The organism is Serratia plymuthica NBRC 102599 (assembly GCF_001590925.1).
GTDB lineage: Bacteria > Pseudomonadota > Gammaproteobacteria > Enterobacterales > Enterobacteriaceae > Serratia > Serratia plymuthica.
The window spans coordinates 173,502-188,850 of the sequence record NZ_BCTU01000013.1; the positions used below are offsets into that span (position 1 = coordinate 173,502).

Consider the following 15,349-nt stretch of genomic DNA (forward strand, 5'->3'; position numbering starts at 1 on the left):
CAGACACAGGACGACACCAATCTATCTACAATAGTTCCAAAAGAATTATTGGCGGCAGTGGCAAAGGTGTCCGAATAACACCAATGAGGGTAATAATGATGAAGCGCAACATTCTTGCAGTGGTAATCCCGGCTCTGTTAGCTGCTGGTGCAGCAAACGCAGCTGAAATCTACAACAAAGACGGCAACAAGCTGGATCTGTACGGCAAAGTTGACGGTCTGCACTACTTCTCCGACGACAAAGGCAATGACGGCGACCAGACCTATGTTCGTTTCGGCTTCAAAGGTGAAACCCAGATTACTGACCAACTGACCGGTTACGGCCAGTGGGAATACAACGTTCAGGCTAACCACGCTGAATCTCAAGGCACCGAAGGCACCAAGACTCGTCTGGGCTTCGCAGGTCTGAAATTTGCTGACTACGGTTCATTCGACTACGGCCGTAACTACGGCGTACTGTACGACGTGGAAGGCTGGACAGATATGCTGCCAGAGTTCGGCGGCGATACTTACACCGTTACCGACAACTTCATGACTGGCCGTACCAACGGCGTTGCTACTTACCGTAACAACAACTTCTTCGGTCTGGTTGATGGTCTGAACTTCGCTGTTCAGTACCAGGGTAAAAACGAAAACGACAGCCGTGCTCTGAAGAAACAAAACGGCGACGGTTGGGGCCTGTCTTCTACTTATGACATCGGCGAAGGCGTAAGCTTCGGTGCTGCATACGCGTCTTCTGACCGTACTGACAAACAAACCAACGACTCTACCGCTAAAGGCGACAAAGCTGATGCGTGGACCGTGGGCGCTAAATACGACGCGAACAACGTCTATCTGGCAGCCATGTACTCCGAAACCCGTAACATGACACCATACGGTGATTATGATACCGCTATCGCTGACAAAACCCAGAACTTCGAAGTGACTGCACAGTACCAGTTCGACTTCGGTCTGCGTCCAGAAGTGTCTTACCTGCAGTCTAAAGGTAAAAACCTGGCTGGCCGTACCGCACATGGTTCTAGCTTCGGCGGCGGCGATGCCGACCTGGTTAAATATGTTTCTGTTGGTACCACTTACTACTTCAACAAAAACATGTCCACCTATGTTGATTACAAAATCAACCTGCTGGACGACAACGAGTTCACTAAAGCCACTGGCACCGCTACCGATGATATCGTAGGTGTTGGTCTGGTTTACCAGTTCTAAGTTGTCACACTTGACGGCGGTTCACCGTCGGCTGAGTTAAAACAGGGCTTCGGCCCTGTTTTTGTTTTTGTGCCGCGAGTAACTTTTTATTCTGCCAACGTCCCCTTCTCCCTCATTTTTTATGCTGAACCTGCCCCCTTCACAAGATCGATGTGTTTTTCTCGCAAACGGTTGGCAAAGCGCATAACTGGCGCTACCCTGATGCTTCTGTCTGCTTAACTCCGAGCCATGGAAGCACCTGACATGTTTGAAAAAATCACTGCTGCACCCGCCGATCCAATCCTGGGTCTGACCGACATTTTCCGCGCGGACGCCCGCCCTAATAAGATCAACTTAGGGATTGGCGTTTACAAAGATGAAACCGGCAAAACCCCGGTACTGACCAGCGTGAAAAAAGCTGAGCAATATCTGCTGGAAAATGAAACCACCAAAAACTATCTCGGCATTGAAGGCATCCCGGCGTTCGCCACCTGCACGCAAGAGCTGCTGTTCGGCAAACAAAGCCCAATCATCGCCGACAAGCGTGCACGCACTGCGCAAACGCCTGGTGGTACCGGCGGCCTGCGTGTGGCAGCAGACTTTATCGCCAACCAGACCACCGCAAAACGCATCTGGATCAGCAACCCAAGCTGGCCGAACCACAAAAACGTGTTCAGCGCCGTTGGTCTGGAAGTCCTGGAATACGCCTACTACGATGCCGCCAACCATTCGCTGGATTTCGATGGCCTGCTGAACAGCCTGAAACAAGCTCAGGCCGGCGATGTGGTGCTGTTCCACGGCTGCTGCCATAACCCGACCGGCATCGACCCTACCGCCGAGCAGTGGGCCCAATTGGCTGAGCTGTCCGTCGCCAACGGCTGGTTGCCGCTGTTCGACTTCGCCTACCAGGGCTTTGCGAAGGGATTGGAAGAAGATGCACAGGGCCTGCGTATTTTCGCCGCCAAGCATCAGGAACTGATCGTCGCCAGTTCGTACTCGAAGAACTTCGGCCTGTACAATGAACGCGTCGGTGCCTGCACGATCGTAGCCGCCGATGCGGAAACCGCAGATCGCGCCTTCAGCCAGGTGAAAGCCGCTATTCGTGCCAACTACTCCAACCCACCGTCGCACGGCGCCGCCGTCGTGGCGACCATCTTGGGCGACGATGCGCTGCGTGCCTTGTGGGAACAGGAACTGACCGATATGCGTCAGCGTATCCATCGCATGCGTCAGTTGTTCGTCAATACGCTGCAAGAGAAAGGCGCAGAGCAGGACTTCAGCTTTATCATCAACCAGAACGGTATGTTCTCGTTCAGCGGGTTGAGTAAAGAGCAGGTGCTGCGCCTGCGCGAAGAGTTTGGCGTTTATGCCGTCAACTCCGGTCGCGTTAACGTTGCGGGCATGACGCCGGACAATATGGCGCCGCTGTGCGAGGCCATCGTCGCCGTGCTGTAACCCATTGCAATGCAAATAGCAAAAGGGGCGCTCAAAGCGCCCCTTAGTTATTTCTGCCGGGAAATAACCTTACCAGATAGCCGGCTCTTCACGCAGGAACGGGTTAGTTTCACGCTCTTGGCCAAAAGTGGACATTGGCCCATGACCTGGGATAAACGCCATGTCATCGCCCTGCGGCAACAGCTTGGTACGAATAGAGTTAATCAGCGCCTGATGATCGCCACGCGGGAAATCGCTGCGCCCGACACCACCGTTAAACAGCACGTCGCCCACCAACGCCAGCCGCGCCTTTTGATTAATAAAGACGATATGGCCAGGGGTATGGCCAGGGCAATGCAACACGTCGAACGTCATCTCGCCCACCTGCACCTTGTCGCCTTCTTGCAGCCATTGGGTCGGCGTCAGCGGCGCACACTCTTCCAGCCCAAACATCCGGCTCTGTGCCGGCAGACCGTCCAGCCAGAAAGCGTCTTCCTTATCCGGGCCGTAAATCGGCACCTGATAATGCTCAGCCAGTTCCGCCGCGGCACCTACGTGATCGAGATGGCCGTGCGTCAGCAGGATCTGCGTGATCGTCACGCCCTGCTTCGCCACTTCGGCCTTCAATTTTTCTGCCTCGCCGCCGGGATCGACCAATGCCGCCTGCTGCGTGCTCTCACACCAGATCAGGCTACAATTTTGACTGAAGGCGGTAACGGGAATAATTTGGTATTTCATAAGGCTCCAACGACAACAGCGCCACACCCTCGCGGGCTGGCGCTATTCACTATGGTGCACAGCGACTACCAGGTCCGCACCGGGCCGGTATCGATGTGTACAAAGTTGCTACGTGGGTAATATCCTACACCACCACCGCGCATTTTTAACGCCGCTTTACGGATATTACTCAATTGGATGCCTTCGATATGGAAGTCCATCGCCTGGCCTTTGGTGTGATAGCTGTGCTTGGCCACACCGCGGCTGCGCTCACGCAGCTCATTGTTGGTATCCAGGGAGCGGTAACCTGAAACCAACTGCACCGGCTTGTTGGTACCCAACAGACCTTGCAGACGGTAGAGCTGATCAAACAGGCGGGGATCGATCGGCTTAATCTTGTTGGCGCGATAATCACGGAAAAGATGATTAAGACGAACCAGCTCGTCTTTATTGTACCCCTTCCCATCAAAGAATTCGGCCTTCAACGTTTCGCCCGTATGCATGTTATTTACGACCAGAATGCGTGGGCGTGAAGTAGAAAGACTGGCAAAAGCCTGCCCTGGAAGCAGGGCTATACCCATGGCGGCGCTACCTAACGCCAGCCATTTGCGGCGATGATGATCAATTTTGTCCATGTTTCTGTTAAACCCGGCAAGAATATCAAAATATATGCACAAAACAGCGCACTGCCCGAACCATAACCGCCCACACAGCCTGAGTCAACCCGTGATGTCCCGCGGTTTGCAGGCACCCACTGAATGAGTGCCTGCATCATGATCCGATATTCAGACCGTTATTTATTTATAATTACTGCATTTATTGCATTAATTTTTCGGCCTGAGCCAAAATTTGTGCACCCGATCTCACCGTATCATCGTAATTGTAAATATCTGTACGAAATTGTGGCTTTCCATCATCAGAAACCCAGGCGGTTAAATAATACAATTTAACCGGAATATGCTGACGTATATTTACGTAGGTGGTATTTCCCCCTTTAAGGGTGGAGGAAACGCGGGTATTGTTCCAGCCGGCATCTTGCAGCAGCATATTAGCCAAATCAGATGCCTTGTTAACGCGCACGCAACCGGAACTCAGGGCACGAATATCTTTCTGGAACAGATTGTGGTTCGGTGTATCGTGCAGATAGATAGCATCCGAGCTAGGCATGTTGAATTTGAAACGCCCCAGCGAGTTGGTGGCGCCCGGTGCCTGACGAATGCGGTATGGGAAATTACGCGCAGACACCATGTTCCAGTCAATCATCGCCGGATTAATGACTTCAGCGTCATTGCTCCAGCCGGAAAGCACGGTATAGCCGTGTTTCTGGAAATAGCTGCCGTCACGCATTGCCTTTGGCACAATATCTTCGCGTACCAGCGTAGTCGGCACATTCCACGGCGGGTTGACCACGACGTTGTTCAGCGCACTGTTCATCAGCGGCGTCTTGCGGCTAGGCCGACCGACGATAACCCGTGAGGAAAGTACTTCATTGCCGTTCTGGTAGTAAGTCAGAGAGTAATTGGGAATGTTAACCATGATCCCGGTGTCGACGTAGCCAGGGAGGATGCGCAAACGCTGGATATTCAATGCCAACAGCGAAGCGCGCGTTTGCGGCGACACGTTGAGCCATTCGCGGGTACGGGCGCCAATCACGCCGTCAGCGGTCAAACCTTGCCATTTCTGGAAGCGTTTAACGCCTTCGACCAGATCGGGGGTATAAGCGTTATCAGTGACGGTCACCGGGCCGGCAGGCTGCTGGGCGAATGGCGATTCCGGCGATGCAGTAAGATCTTTTACCGGAGCGGCAGACGGGCTGATAACCACACTTTTGCTCTCGCGGCTTTTCTCTTCATCGACTGACAAGCCGCCATCGTCCGGTTCATTGCGCGAGCCGGTCAGTACCGCAGGCGGCTCCTGCGTTTGCACCGATGCTGCGGTAGTGGTCAGCATGCCATTGCGCGCCAGGATCTCACGCAGGGCGGCAATGTCGCTGCTCAGTTGATCGGGGCGCAAGCTCGGACCGTTAGCCATCTGCGGCCATGGACGGTTGTCGGCCAGCATGTCGCGCAGCGCCTGATGCATCTTGGCATATTGCGGGTGCTGCGGCGCCAGCTTGGTGACATAAGCCAATGTCTTGCCCTGACGCACCGCCAGTTGCCATTGATTAATCACCGCATTAGGCGGCAGGCCGAGCTTGTAGGGAATATTGCTATACAGCCAGCTGTTACCGTTGGCGCCGATGGCTGAAACGAACTGCAAATACCCCAGCATAGCATCAGACAGAACAACGTCGCGCGCTACGCCGCTAATCGCCGGATTGGTCAGCAGCTTCACCCATTGGGTAAACTGCGGCTGCACGCCGGACATGGCCAGCTCGGCCAACTGCTGCTGGAACTGCTGAATCGCCTCGCGATCCTGCCACATCAGTTGCATCCGGTTAGCGGCGTACAAAGGAGCCAGCGTTGAAAGATAGTGCGGTGTCATTCCTTTCGGCAATGCCGCCAATAATTCCGAACGGCTTTGCGCAACTGACATGCCGGATGACGCTACCGGAAACGCAGGCACGGTTGCCCATGCGGGTAACGACGACGCAAGTCCAGATGCGATTGCGCAGCTCAGCGCCAGACGCCGTAAAGTGTTTCCATTTTTAAGCAACATCCATTGCCCCCTGTATGCTCACAAAAAATACATCAAAAACCGCTTGTTAATTTCAGTATACGAACAGAAAGGCCATTTTGCCCTTGGACGCCGCTAATAACTGTTATGCCATTAAGCTACCCGGTTTTTAGCGGATAAAAAAGCAGGACTATCATCCATGCACACAAAAAAATAGCCACCCCAGGGCGGCTATTTTCAGATTATTAGCGGACTTTTTTGCGTTTTACGGCGTTTCTACCGCAGCAGTGCCCGGTGCAGGCAGCTCATTGGCGAAACCGCGCAGCCCCACTACATGCACGTGCTCATGGTTCTGGAACACCTTACGCACCAGCTTATAAGTGGTGCCTTTTTCCGGGCTGATGTTTTCCGGCGCAGCGATAATCAGCTGCATTTCCAGACGATCGCACAGCTCGAACAGCGTTGCGATGGACTTGGCGTCCAGTCGCGCCGCTTCATCGAGGAACAGCAAGCGGCAAGGTGAGATATCCTTGCCACGCAGGCGGCGTGACTCCTCTTCCCAGCTCTGCACCACCATCACCAGAATCGACATCCCGGTCCCTATCGCTTCCCCGGTAGACAACGCGCCGCTCTCGGCACGCAGCCAACCGTCAGAGCCGCGGAACACTTCCACTTCCAGCTCCAGATAGTTACGGTAATCCAGCAGCTCTTCGCCGATAGTCTGCGGCGTGCGTTGCCCCATATCAATCTGCGGGTTCAGGCGCTGATACAGCTTGGCCAGAGCTTCAGAGAAGGTCAGACGGTTGCTGTTGAACAGATCCTGATGCTGCTCCCTCTGCTCGGCCAGCACGTCCAGCAGCGTCGCATGCGCTTCGCGCACGTTGACGTTCAGCCGCACGCTCTTCACCTGGCCGAAAGACACCGCCTGCAGACCCTGGTTGAGCATGCGGATGCGGTTCTGTTCACGCTGGATGGTTTTGCGGATGATATTCGCCACGCTCTTGGAACTGATCGCCAGCTTCTGCTCACGCGCGGTCAGTTCTTCGGTCAGGCGACCCAGCTCGATTTCCATCTGTTCGATGGCCTCAACCGGGTCATCGGTACGAATGATATCCTGGCGGATACGCTCGCGCAGATGCTGATACACCGCGATATAGAACTGAATCTTGCGTTCCGGGCGTTTTGGATCTTCCGACAAGCGCAGAACGTCGCGCAGATGTTCGTTATCCGACACAGCCAGACGCAACGCACCAAGCGCCTTATCCGACATCGAGCGCAGCTCGTCACCGTCCATATAAGCCAGTTCGCGACGGTGCAGACGGCGTTCAACGCCGTTGTCTTTCACCATGCGCATAACCGCACACCAACCCGCCTTGGCGGTCACCACCTGCTCACGCAGTTGGTAATAGTCGCGCTCCAGCTTGCGCAGTTTCTTCTGCAGGCTGTCCATTTCCGCTTCGCAGAAGGTCAGCTGTTTTTCCAGCTGGTTACGGCGCGCACGGTTGGTACTCAGCGCCGCATGCAACTCGTCACGACGCGCTCGTGCACGCGCTTCGGCGTTGGCATCCGCCTGCACGCCAATGTCCACCAGTTCCTGGCTCAGCTCTTTCAGCATATCGCGCTTGGCGTCATAGGAGCTTTTCAGCGATGCCAGTACCTGGCTGTACTGGGTAAATTGGGTTTGATACTGACGCAGTTGCTCACGGGCGCGGGTACGTTCCGCTTCCGCATGCTCCAGACGCTGGCGCAGCTTGTCGTTAAGATCGTTGTTGGCGTTCTGCATGCCGGCCGAGTCGGTATAACCAAAGTGCGCACGACGCTGCACCACTTCGATCAAAGCAAACGCCTGCTGCTTGGCCTGGCGCTGTACGCTCTGCGCCTGGGTGTAATCCTGCTGCAGCTGTTCATGCTGCTGCGGATCGCTTTGCAACACCGACAACAAGGGTTCCAGCTTGGTCAGGGAAACGCCGTGTTGCTGAATATGGCGCGCAGCATCCTGCGCCTCTTCAAGCTCTTCGCGGATCTCTTCCACCCGGTCCTGCAGGGTATCGTCATTCAGCAGTGACACCAATGGCATCAGGCGGTTGAGCGCCGAGATGCCCTCTTTCGCCTGATCGTACTGCTGCCGCTGCTGCTGGTTTTGCGCTTCATGGTTGTTCAGCGCACGCTCGATTTCACCGCGACGGGAATTGAGGCCACGGATTTCCGCTTCCGGGTCGGCATCAAACGCCACCGCCAGATGGGAGCCGATAAAGCGACTGAAAGCCTGATGCGAACGCTGGGTCTTTTGCACGTCGAATGACAGCGTCGCGTAGCGCTCAGCCAGAGTTTCACGCTCGGCATGCAGCACTTCCAGACGGTTTTCACGCGCGGCGCGGCCAAACAGCGGCACTTCCGGGTAACGCGAATAACGCCACTGACGATCGGCGGTTTTCACCAATACCGCCCTGTCCTGCTCTTCGACGGCGAACACGCTGTCATCGAAAGACTGCGGATCCCCTTCGATCAGATAGAGATCTTCCGGGCAATCTTCGAGACCTTCCAGCATCTCGCGCACCAGCGACAGATCCGGCACCACGATCGCGTGGCGCGATGGGCCGTACAGCGCCGAGAAGTAAGGCGCATCGTCGATGGTGACATCGTCGTAGATTTCAGAGAGCAGCACACCGCCAAAACGTTCGGCCAACGTCACCAGACGCTGATCTTCGGCACCGCCAGGCTGGCTAAGGCGTTCGATTTGCGCTTCAACTTCACGCTTGCGGGCAGCCACTTCGTCGCGCTCAACGGTGGTTTCACGTTCACGCTCCAGCAGTTGCTGCATGAACTCGGTCACCTGCTGGCTGCTTTCCAGTTCTTCACCGCTCTGCTCGCTAAGCTGGCTCAGGGAGTCCTGTGCCGCCAACCAGACGGGCGCGCGGGCGGTCAGCTCGCGGATACGCTGCTGGATCTGCTCCAGTTCCTGACGCATTTCCATTCGGCGCTCGCCGGCGTCGCTGACGCTCTGCGACAGTGACTCCAGACGTTCTTCCAACTCTTGCAACAGCGCATCGAGATCGTCCGGCTGATACTCCTGACCGTGGCGCTTGCAGAACTCCTGCAGCAGACGCTCGGCATCTTGTTGGGAGCGCAGACGTTGTTCCAGTTCGCTCAGGCGCATGCGCAGCGGCTGCACGCGTTCGGCAAGGTGCTGCTGCGAAGGCCAATCGCGCAACAATTCGCGCGCGCATTGCCAGGCTTCACTGCGGCTGACCTGGCCGGCGATTTTACCCACCAGCTGATAAGCTTGTTCAAACTGACCGTGCGCGGCGTCGGCCACGCTCAGTTTCTGCTCGAGCATCAGCAACGCTTCCGTCGCTTCCTGCTCACGCGCCTGGAAAGTATCCAGCCACTGTTCGGCATTTTCAGCGGTCAGTTCTGGCAGTTGGCACAGGGAACGAGCGCGCTCCAATGCCTGCAACGCCTGCTGATACTGAATGGCACGGGTCTGCTGCACGTCGAGCGCCTGCTGGTAGTCGGCGAGCTGGCTTTTCAGTTCATCCACTTCCAGTTCGGCCGCCTCGGCGCGCGCTTCGTTTTCGGCCTGCTGCTCACTGGCCTCGGCAACCACTTCGTTCTGTTCTTCCAGGCGGTAGGTCAGCTCTTCCAGATCGCCTTCATAACGCTCGATCTTTTCCTGCTGACGCATCGCCGTCTGCACCAGATTCAGGTGATCGCTGGCGGCCTGGTAGTCGGTTTCCAAATCGGATTCCGCGCCGCTCTGCTCTGCCAACTCACGCGCCATTTCCACGTGGCGATACTGCTCGGCGGCCAGCTGTTTACGGCTGCCCAGCAGATCGCTGCGCAGCGCCAGCGCGCCGTCCAGATGAATGCGCCGTTCGTTGGCATGGCGCATGTAGTCTGCCGCCACGTAGGACGTGGCTTCGGAAATCAGGTGCTTGAACAGGTCACGGTCCGACTGAGTGACGCGGATCGCTTCCAGCGTCATGCGGTTTTCACGCAGTGCCGCTTCCATATCCTGGAACGCCTTGCGCACGCCGCTGTTTTCCGGCAACAGATAATCGCGCAGCGACCGGGTGATGGCGCTGGAGATCCCGCCGTACAGCGAGGCCTCGATCAGGCGGTAAAACTTGCTGCGATCGGCGGACGAACGCAGGCGTTTCGGCAGCACGCCCAGATCGAACATTAACGCGTGGTAATCGGTGATGGAGTTGAACTGCTTGAACTGCACGCCTTCCATCTCTTCGACACGCTCTTTCAGTTCCTGCAGCGTCAGTACGCGCGCCTGGCGCTCGCCTACCGTTTGGGTCAGCAGTTCAGTAGGCTGCACCGCTGTCGGTAGCCCCTGAATGGTGAACGGCTTGATGTCCACCTTACGGTCGCGACCGGCTACCTGCTGCAAACGCACGCCAACCACCACGCGCTGATGGCGCGAGTTGATCACGTCGAGAGTAGAGTAGCAGACCCCGGCGCGCAGCTTGCCGTGCAAGCCTTTGTCGCGTGAACCGCTGGTGGCGCCGGCTTCGGTGGTATTACGAAAGTGCAGCAGCGTCAAATCGGGGATTAGCGCGGTGACGAAAGCCGCCATAGTGGTGGATTTCCCGGCCCCGTTACCGCCGGACAGCGTGGTCACCAGCTCATCCAGATCAAAGGTACGAGCAAAGAAGCCGTTCCAGTTAACCAGCGTCAGCGAGCGAAATTTACCGCGTTCAATCATTCCTGTTCATCCTCTGCACTGTCCGGAGTGTTATCAACCTGCTGGTCTTCAGCTTCGCTCTCGTCATTCAGCGACAGACTGTTTTCAACCGGCATCGCCTCACCGTCACGAATCATGCGCAGTTGCGCTTCACGCGGATCGTCACCGCTGCGCACGTCGGCGCCAAAGCGGAACACGGCTTCGGTGATGCGGAACTTGCTGCTGTCATTGCCCATGAAATAGACCATGCCCAGACGACGCAGGCGGTTCAGCGAGGTGCGCACTTTTTCGTGCAGTTTCTGACGATCGAGATCCGAGCCTGTGGAACGCTGGTTAACGAACTTCAGCAATTTGGTCTCATCCGCCAGGCTCAGCAACTCGTCATACAGCTCCTGATGGCTGAAAATCCCCTCATGCGCCAGACGCTCTGGGCTGAGATAGAGATAGCACAGGATTTTACCTACCATCATGTCCAGCTCGGACAATACCGAACGCGGGATCAGGGTAGTGGAACGCGGGCGCAGGTAGAAAAACCCTTCCGGTGCACGGATCAGTTCCACGCTGTAGCGGGTGTAAAACTCTTCCAGTTCATCCTGGAAATCCATTAAGAAGGCATGGTTGTCCAGCTCATCGATACCGATGTGACGACCCGCACGCAGTTGGCTGTCGAGCGCCGGGAACAGCGCGTTAGACAATGCCTTGGCCAGCTTGACTGGCATTACTTGTTCAATATTTGTCGATGACATGGGCCTGGACCTTGGCTCCGTAATCATTGATTGCCTGCCATTGCGCCGGCAACCCTGAAAAATCTGCTTCAGCCACACCAAGGCGCACAGCCTGGTCGACCACTAAACGTGCTACGTCGAAATGACGCGCACGCGGATATTGCGCCAGATAATCGCGCATTACCGCCCCTAAATTGAGCGGCATCTGTTGTTCCTGATAAATCTTCAGCGCCTGTTCGATCATTGCCGCCAGTTGTTCGCGGATCTCGCTGAACTCTTCGAACTCCAGATCCGGCGGCAGTTCCCCAGTCACTTCCTCGCTGCGCAGCGCCAGCTCTTCGTCACGCATATCCAGCAAGCGGTCGGCGTTGGCGTGGGTCAGCGTCCATGGATTGTCGAAATAGTTTTGCACCGATTGGCGCAGGCGTTGGGCGAACACGCGGTTCTTATCCATGTCGATCGCGGTACGGATAAATTTATGCACGTGACGGTCGTAACCGATCCACAGGTCAATCGCCTGCTGGCCCCAGCTGATAATGCGATCGAGCTTGCTTTGCAGATCGAACACCAGTTTGTCGACGAAACCCAGTTCCATCCCGCCCAGCGTCGCATCCTGAATGCGCAACAGGTTGGCCTGCAGCTTGTCGCCCGCCGCCTCCAGCGTATCTTGCAGCTCGCGCAGCGTGCCGGAAGTCTCGGACAACAGCATCTCACAGCTGGAGATCGCCGCGCGCCAATCCTGATTCAGCAGTGCGGCGATATCTTCCTTCACGCCCTGCTGTTGCTCATCCATCAGCCGTTGGGTCATGTCGATACTGTCGAAGATTTCCGCCACCGAATATTTCAGCGGTGCAAACACGTTGCGGTGCCAATGGAAATCATCTCCGCCCTCTTCGGCGGCGTCGGCGGCGCGCTTTAGCTCTTCCGCCACGATCGACAGCTGCATCGACAGGCGCAGCGTAGAGAATTCGCGCTGACGGATATAGTAATCGGTGATACCGATGCCCAACGGGGTCAGACGGTAAATCGCATTGCCGTCTGCCAGTTCGCTGGTAAAGCGGTTTAACAGGCGCTGGCGCACCATGTCGTTAATCGCATTGTTGGCGCGGACCGCCACCGTTTCATGCGTCTGTTCGAAACCCTTGCTGACATGGCGAAATGCATCAACCAGCTCACCTTCGCTCATCTCGCCGTCCAGTCGCTCGCCGTTAAGGGTGGCGATAGCGAGCAAAAACGCGAGACGCTCCGTAGGGAGCGAAATAGAGAAATCATTTTTCCGTGCCCAGGCGACCAGTTCGGGTACTGTCTGGGAAAATTCACTCATAGTTCGTCCTTCAGGTTTGGTTTATGCGCCATGACGTGAATATAGCGCCCCAAACTCACGTACGGCTCCTGCCGGCAATAGTGCTGTTCAAGCGCCAGTAACTCTTCAAATTTTTGCGTCTGTAGCTGCCTGCTCTGCAGATAATCGTGGAACACCCGCACGCCGGTTTTCCCGCTGATGCGCATGCCCATTTGCTCCAGCCAGCCATAAACCTGCGGCGGGTTGTGCGGATATTGCGGCGACAAAGAGCGCTTTCTGCGCCTTCTGACCTCTGGATTCACCAGTTGGAAATTACCCAACACCACGTTGCGCATCAAGAGGCCGTTGGCATTAAAGAACATCAATGACAGTGCGCCGCCGGGTAGCAGGCAGTTGAACAATGCCTGCAACGCCGCCTCAGGTTCAGCAATCCATTCAAGCACCGCGTGGAACAATATCAGATCAACCGGCTGTTCCAAGTGCTGACCAATATCCTGCGCTGAACTTTGTATGAATTGCATGTTCTGGCTCACACCTTTCTGTTCGGCCAGTTGCGCAGCGCGTTGGATCATCTCACCAGAAAGATCGCACAACAACACCTGATGTCCTAATTCTGCCAGTTGGCAGGCCATGTGGCCTTCGCCGCCGCCGGCATCCAGAATGCGCAGCGGCCGCTGCGGCAACTGGGCCAGCAGCGTGGTCAGGTCCTGCCAGACTACCGCCTGACGGATCTTCCCTTTGGTGGTGCCGTAAATATTACGCGCAAACTTTTCAGCAATATCGTCAAAATTGCGATCCTGCATGGACAACGGCTCCGCTGATCTTATCCTGATGGGGGCAAAGCGCCAGCCCATTCAAACCTGCTATTTTGGCACAGACTGGCTTAGAATGAATCTTCTTGCGGCCTGATTGTGCCCGGATGTCGTTTTTTCGCCCAAAAGGACCTGATTTTTGATGCTGTTCAACCTGAAAAAGTTCATTGGCGCCATTTTAATGCCATTACCTGCGCTGCTGCTGTTGATGGGGCTGGCGCTGTTGCTGCTATGGTTCACCCGCTGGCAAAAAAGCGGCAAAGTAATTTTATCACTGAGCTGGCTGTTTTTACTGCTTTTCAGCCTGCAGCCGGTGGCCGACCGGCTGTTGCGACCGATAGAATCTGAATATGTAACCTATCGTGGCAATGACCCGGTGAATTATATCGTGGTGCTGGGTGGCGGCTATACCTTTAACCCGGATTGGGCTCCCAGCTCCAACCTGATAGGTAACAGCCTGCCACGAGTGACGGAGGGCGTGCGCTTATATCTCGCGCATCCGGGCAGCAAGATGGTGTTCACCGGTGCCGGCGGCGCCAATACCTTGAGCAACGCTGCAACTGCGGCGCGGGTAGCAGAAAGCCTGGGAGTGCCGCGTAGCGATATGGTGTTGTTGGATCGCCCGATGGATACCGAGCAAGAGGCGTTACAGGTGTCGAAGCTGGTCGGCCAGCAACCGTTTATACTGGTGACCTCAGCCAACCATTTGCCGCGGGCGATGCGCTTTTTTGAAGCCAAGGGGCTGCACCCTATTCCGGCGCCGGCCAATCAGTTGGCCATCAGCTCCAGGTTAAATATTTGGGATCGCGTAGTCCCCTCAGCCATGTTCCTTGGCCACAGCGAACGTGCCTGGTATGAAACTTTGGGCAGCCTGTGGCAATCGCTCAAAGGGGCCGATGAGGCCTCTGCCGACTAGCCTGCAAGCCAGGGCAGCAGCTGTTTCGACGCATGGTCAAACAGCTGCCTATCCAGCTTGCCGGTGTGAATTAACCGCCCTGCCGCTTCCCATACGCCATACAGCCAACGTCGCACCAGGAACGACTCCGATACCGGTGCCCGCTGCAAATAATAAAACATCAGTTGGCTGGGCATCCCGGCCTCGCACAGCCTGAACAGCTCATATTCACGCGGTGCCCACAGCATCATCCCAGGGTTGAGCATCGCCAGCAGTTGGTCGCTTTTGGCGTCTTTCAGCATGCTGCGCAATGACAGGTTGCCGTGCACCAGCACACAAGGATCGTCGAAACCGACAAAAAAATGGGTCAGCGCCTCCCGCGTGCGATACAACAAGCGGCGATCGGCCATCGTCAACTGCGGCGAGTTGAGATTCCCGAGCGTCGACCACAGCACCTCGACCCGCTGCTGATACCAACAAAACCAGTCGTTTTCCTGCGTGCTGTCAACCGTGCCGACGCAGCCGTGGCTGTCGATACGGTGCCAAGCCAATACGCCATCGACGATCTGTTCCATCAGCATATTCCAACGGTCCGGCGTTCGCGTCGGCGCCTCCACCGACACCCCCCGCAGACGCTCGATCAACAGGATCTCTTTATAGGGCGCCTGATGGGTATAGACCACGCCATACACCGTCGGCAGGCGGATATCCCCTTCACGCGCCAGCATCGACAACTTATAAGCTTCCTGCTGGGCTATGCCCTGACAGACAAAGCTTTTTGCCATCAGCGGGATCGCGTGACCCTGTTGGTCATACAACGAGTACATGTGTGCATAAGGTTGTTCGCTAACGCGTTCCAGTCGACTGATGGATTCGCCCAGCACAATGCTCAGTTCGGCGCGTAACTGCTCCATAAGGAAATAACCTCAAGAGAAAAAGAGGAGACGCTGACATCATCGAACGGTGAGCA

The 15,349-nt window shown here is 56.0% G+C and carries 12 protein-coding genes; 4 read left to right on the forward strand and 8 right to left on the reverse strand.

From position 1 onward, the window contains the following. Positions 1-95 precede the first annotated feature (95 nt). Positions 96-1,205: a porin OmpC gene (gene ompC / locus SPL01S_RS10285; protein WP_063199407.1), complete on the forward strand. Its 1,110-nt coding sequence runs from the start codon at positions 96-98 to the stop codon at positions 1,203-1,205. 243 nt (positions 1,206-1,448) lie between these two features. Next, positions 1,449-2,639, forward strand: coding sequence for an amino acid aminotransferase (locus SPL01S_RS10290; RefSeq protein WP_063199410.1), 1,191 nt, complete (start codon positions 1,449-1,451; stop codon positions 2,637-2,639). Positions 2,640-2,708: 69 nt separating this feature from the next. Here the strand turns inward: SPL01S_RS10290 and SPL01S_RS10295 are convergent, their stop codons facing one another. The 3 genes from SPL01S_RS10295 to ldtD form a co-directional block, all read right to left on the reverse strand. Then, positions 2,709-3,356, reverse strand: coding sequence for an MBL fold metallo-hydrolase (locus SPL01S_RS10295; protein WP_063199413.1), 648 nt, complete (start codon positions 3,354-3,356; stop codon positions 2,709-2,711). A gap of 65 nt (positions 3,357-3,421) precedes the next feature. Beyond that, positions 3,422-3,970 carry a peptidoglycan L,D-endopeptidase MepK gene (gene mepK, locus SPL01S_RS10300; protein ID WP_004942701.1) on the reverse strand — a complete coding sequence of 183 codons (549 nt, stop codon included), beginning with the start codon at positions 3,968-3,970 and terminating at the stop codon, positions 3,422-3,424. 181 nt (positions 3,971-4,151) lie between these two features. Beyond that, a complete protein-coding gene (gene ldtD, locus SPL01S_RS10305) occupies positions 4,152-5,960 on the reverse strand; it encodes a L,D-transpeptidase (protein ID WP_462938883.1) in 1,809 nt (602 codons plus the stop codon). On the opposite strand from ldtD, the gene SPL01S_RS25685 reads away from it, so the two are divergent. After that, the gene (locus SPL01S_RS25685; protein ID WP_006324566.1) at positions 5,869-6,090 is read left to right on the forward strand and encodes a hypothetical protein; all 222 of its coding nucleotides are present in this window, start codon (positions 5,869-5,871) and stop codon (positions 6,088-6,090) included. The genes ldtD and SPL01S_RS25685 overlap by 92 nt on opposite strands. A 126-nt stretch (positions 6,091-6,216) precedes the next feature. Here the strand turns inward: SPL01S_RS25685 and mukB are convergent, their stop codons facing one another. From mukB to cmoM, 4 genes are read right to left on the reverse strand one after another with little or no spacing between them, the layout of a single operon-like run. Beyond that, a complete protein-coding gene (gene mukB, locus SPL01S_RS10310; protein ID WP_004942695.1) occupies positions 6,217-10,665 on the reverse strand; it encodes a chromosome partition protein MukB in 4,449 nt (1,482 codons plus the stop codon). Continuing rightward, the gene (mukE, locus tag SPL01S_RS10315; RefSeq protein WP_006320785.1) at positions 10,662-11,390 is read right to left on the reverse strand and encodes a chromosome partition protein MukE; all 729 of its coding nucleotides are present in this window, start codon (positions 11,388-11,390) and stop codon (positions 10,662-10,664) included. The genes mukB and mukE overlap by 4 nt, the downstream gene beginning before the upstream one ends. Further along, entirely contained in the window at positions 11,371-12,693 is a 1,323-nt protein-coding gene (gene mukF, locus SPL01S_RS10320; RefSeq protein WP_013812305.1) for a chromosome partition protein MukF, read from the reverse strand. The genes mukE and mukF overlap by 20 nt, the downstream gene beginning before the upstream one ends. Then, the gene (cmoM, locus tag SPL01S_RS10325) at positions 12,690-13,475 is read right to left on the reverse strand and encodes a tRNA uridine 5-oxyacetic acid(34) methyltransferase CmoM (protein WP_063199419.1); all 786 of its coding nucleotides are present in this window, start codon (positions 13,473-13,475) and stop codon (positions 12,690-12,692) included. The genes mukF and cmoM overlap by 4 nt, the downstream gene beginning before the upstream one ends. Before the next feature lie 151 nt (positions 13,476-13,626). Here cmoM and elyC point away from each other — a divergent pair, with 151 nt between their 5' ends. Next, a complete protein-coding gene (elyC, locus tag SPL01S_RS10330) occupies positions 13,627-14,400 on the forward strand; it encodes an envelope biogenesis factor ElyC (RefSeq protein ID WP_063199422.1) in 774 nt (257 codons plus the stop codon). Here elyC and SPL01S_RS10335 read toward each other — a convergent pair. Next, positions 14,397-15,293 (reverse strand): YcbJ family phosphotransferase, encoded by an 897-nt coding sequence (locus SPL01S_RS10335; RefSeq protein WP_004942685.1) that lies wholly within the window; start codon positions 15,291-15,293, stop codon positions 14,397-14,399. The genes elyC and SPL01S_RS10335 overlap by 4 nt on opposite strands. Positions 15,294-15,349: the final 56 nt, after the last annotated feature.

Coding starts and splice junctions, on each gene's coding strand:
- cmoM (WP_063199419.1), bottom strand. CDS start 13,475: ATGCAGGATCGCAATTTTGACGATATTGCTGAAAAGTTTGCGCGTAAT.
- ompC (WP_063199407.1), top strand. CDS start 96: ATGATGAAGCGCAACATTCTTGCAGTGGTAATCCCGGCTCTGTTAGCT.
- elyC (WP_063199422.1), top strand. CDS start 13,627: ATGCTGTTCAACCTGAAAAAGTTCATTGGCGCCATTTTAATGCCATTA.
- SPL01S_RS10335 (WP_004942685.1), bottom strand. CDS start 15,293: ATGGAGCAGTTACGCGCCGAACTGAGCATTGTGCTGGGCGAATCCATC.
- mukB (WP_004942695.1), bottom strand. CDS start 10,665: ATGATTGAACGCGGTAAATTTCGCTCGCTGACGCTGGTTAACTGGAAC.
- SPL01S_RS25685 (WP_006324566.1), top strand. CDS start 5,869: ATGCCGGATGACGCTACCGGAAACGCAGGCACGGTTGCCCATGCGGGT.
- mepK (WP_004942701.1), bottom strand. CDS start 3,970: ATGGACAAAATTGATCATCATCGCCGCAAATGGCTGGCGTTAGGTAGC.
- mukF (WP_013812305.1), bottom strand. CDS start 12,693: ATGAGTGAATTTTCCCAGACAGTACCCGAACTGGTCGCCTGGGCACGG.
- SPL01S_RS10290 (WP_063199410.1), top strand. CDS start 1,449: ATGTTTGAAAAAATCACTGCTGCACCCGCCGATCCAATCCTGGGTCTG.
- SPL01S_RS10295 (WP_063199413.1), bottom strand. CDS start 3,356: ATGAAATACCAAATTATTCCCGTTACCGCCTTCAGTCAAAATTGTAGC.
- mukE (WP_006320785.1), bottom strand. CDS start 11,390: ATGTCATCGACAAATATTGAACAAGTAATGCCAGTCAAGCTGGCCAAG.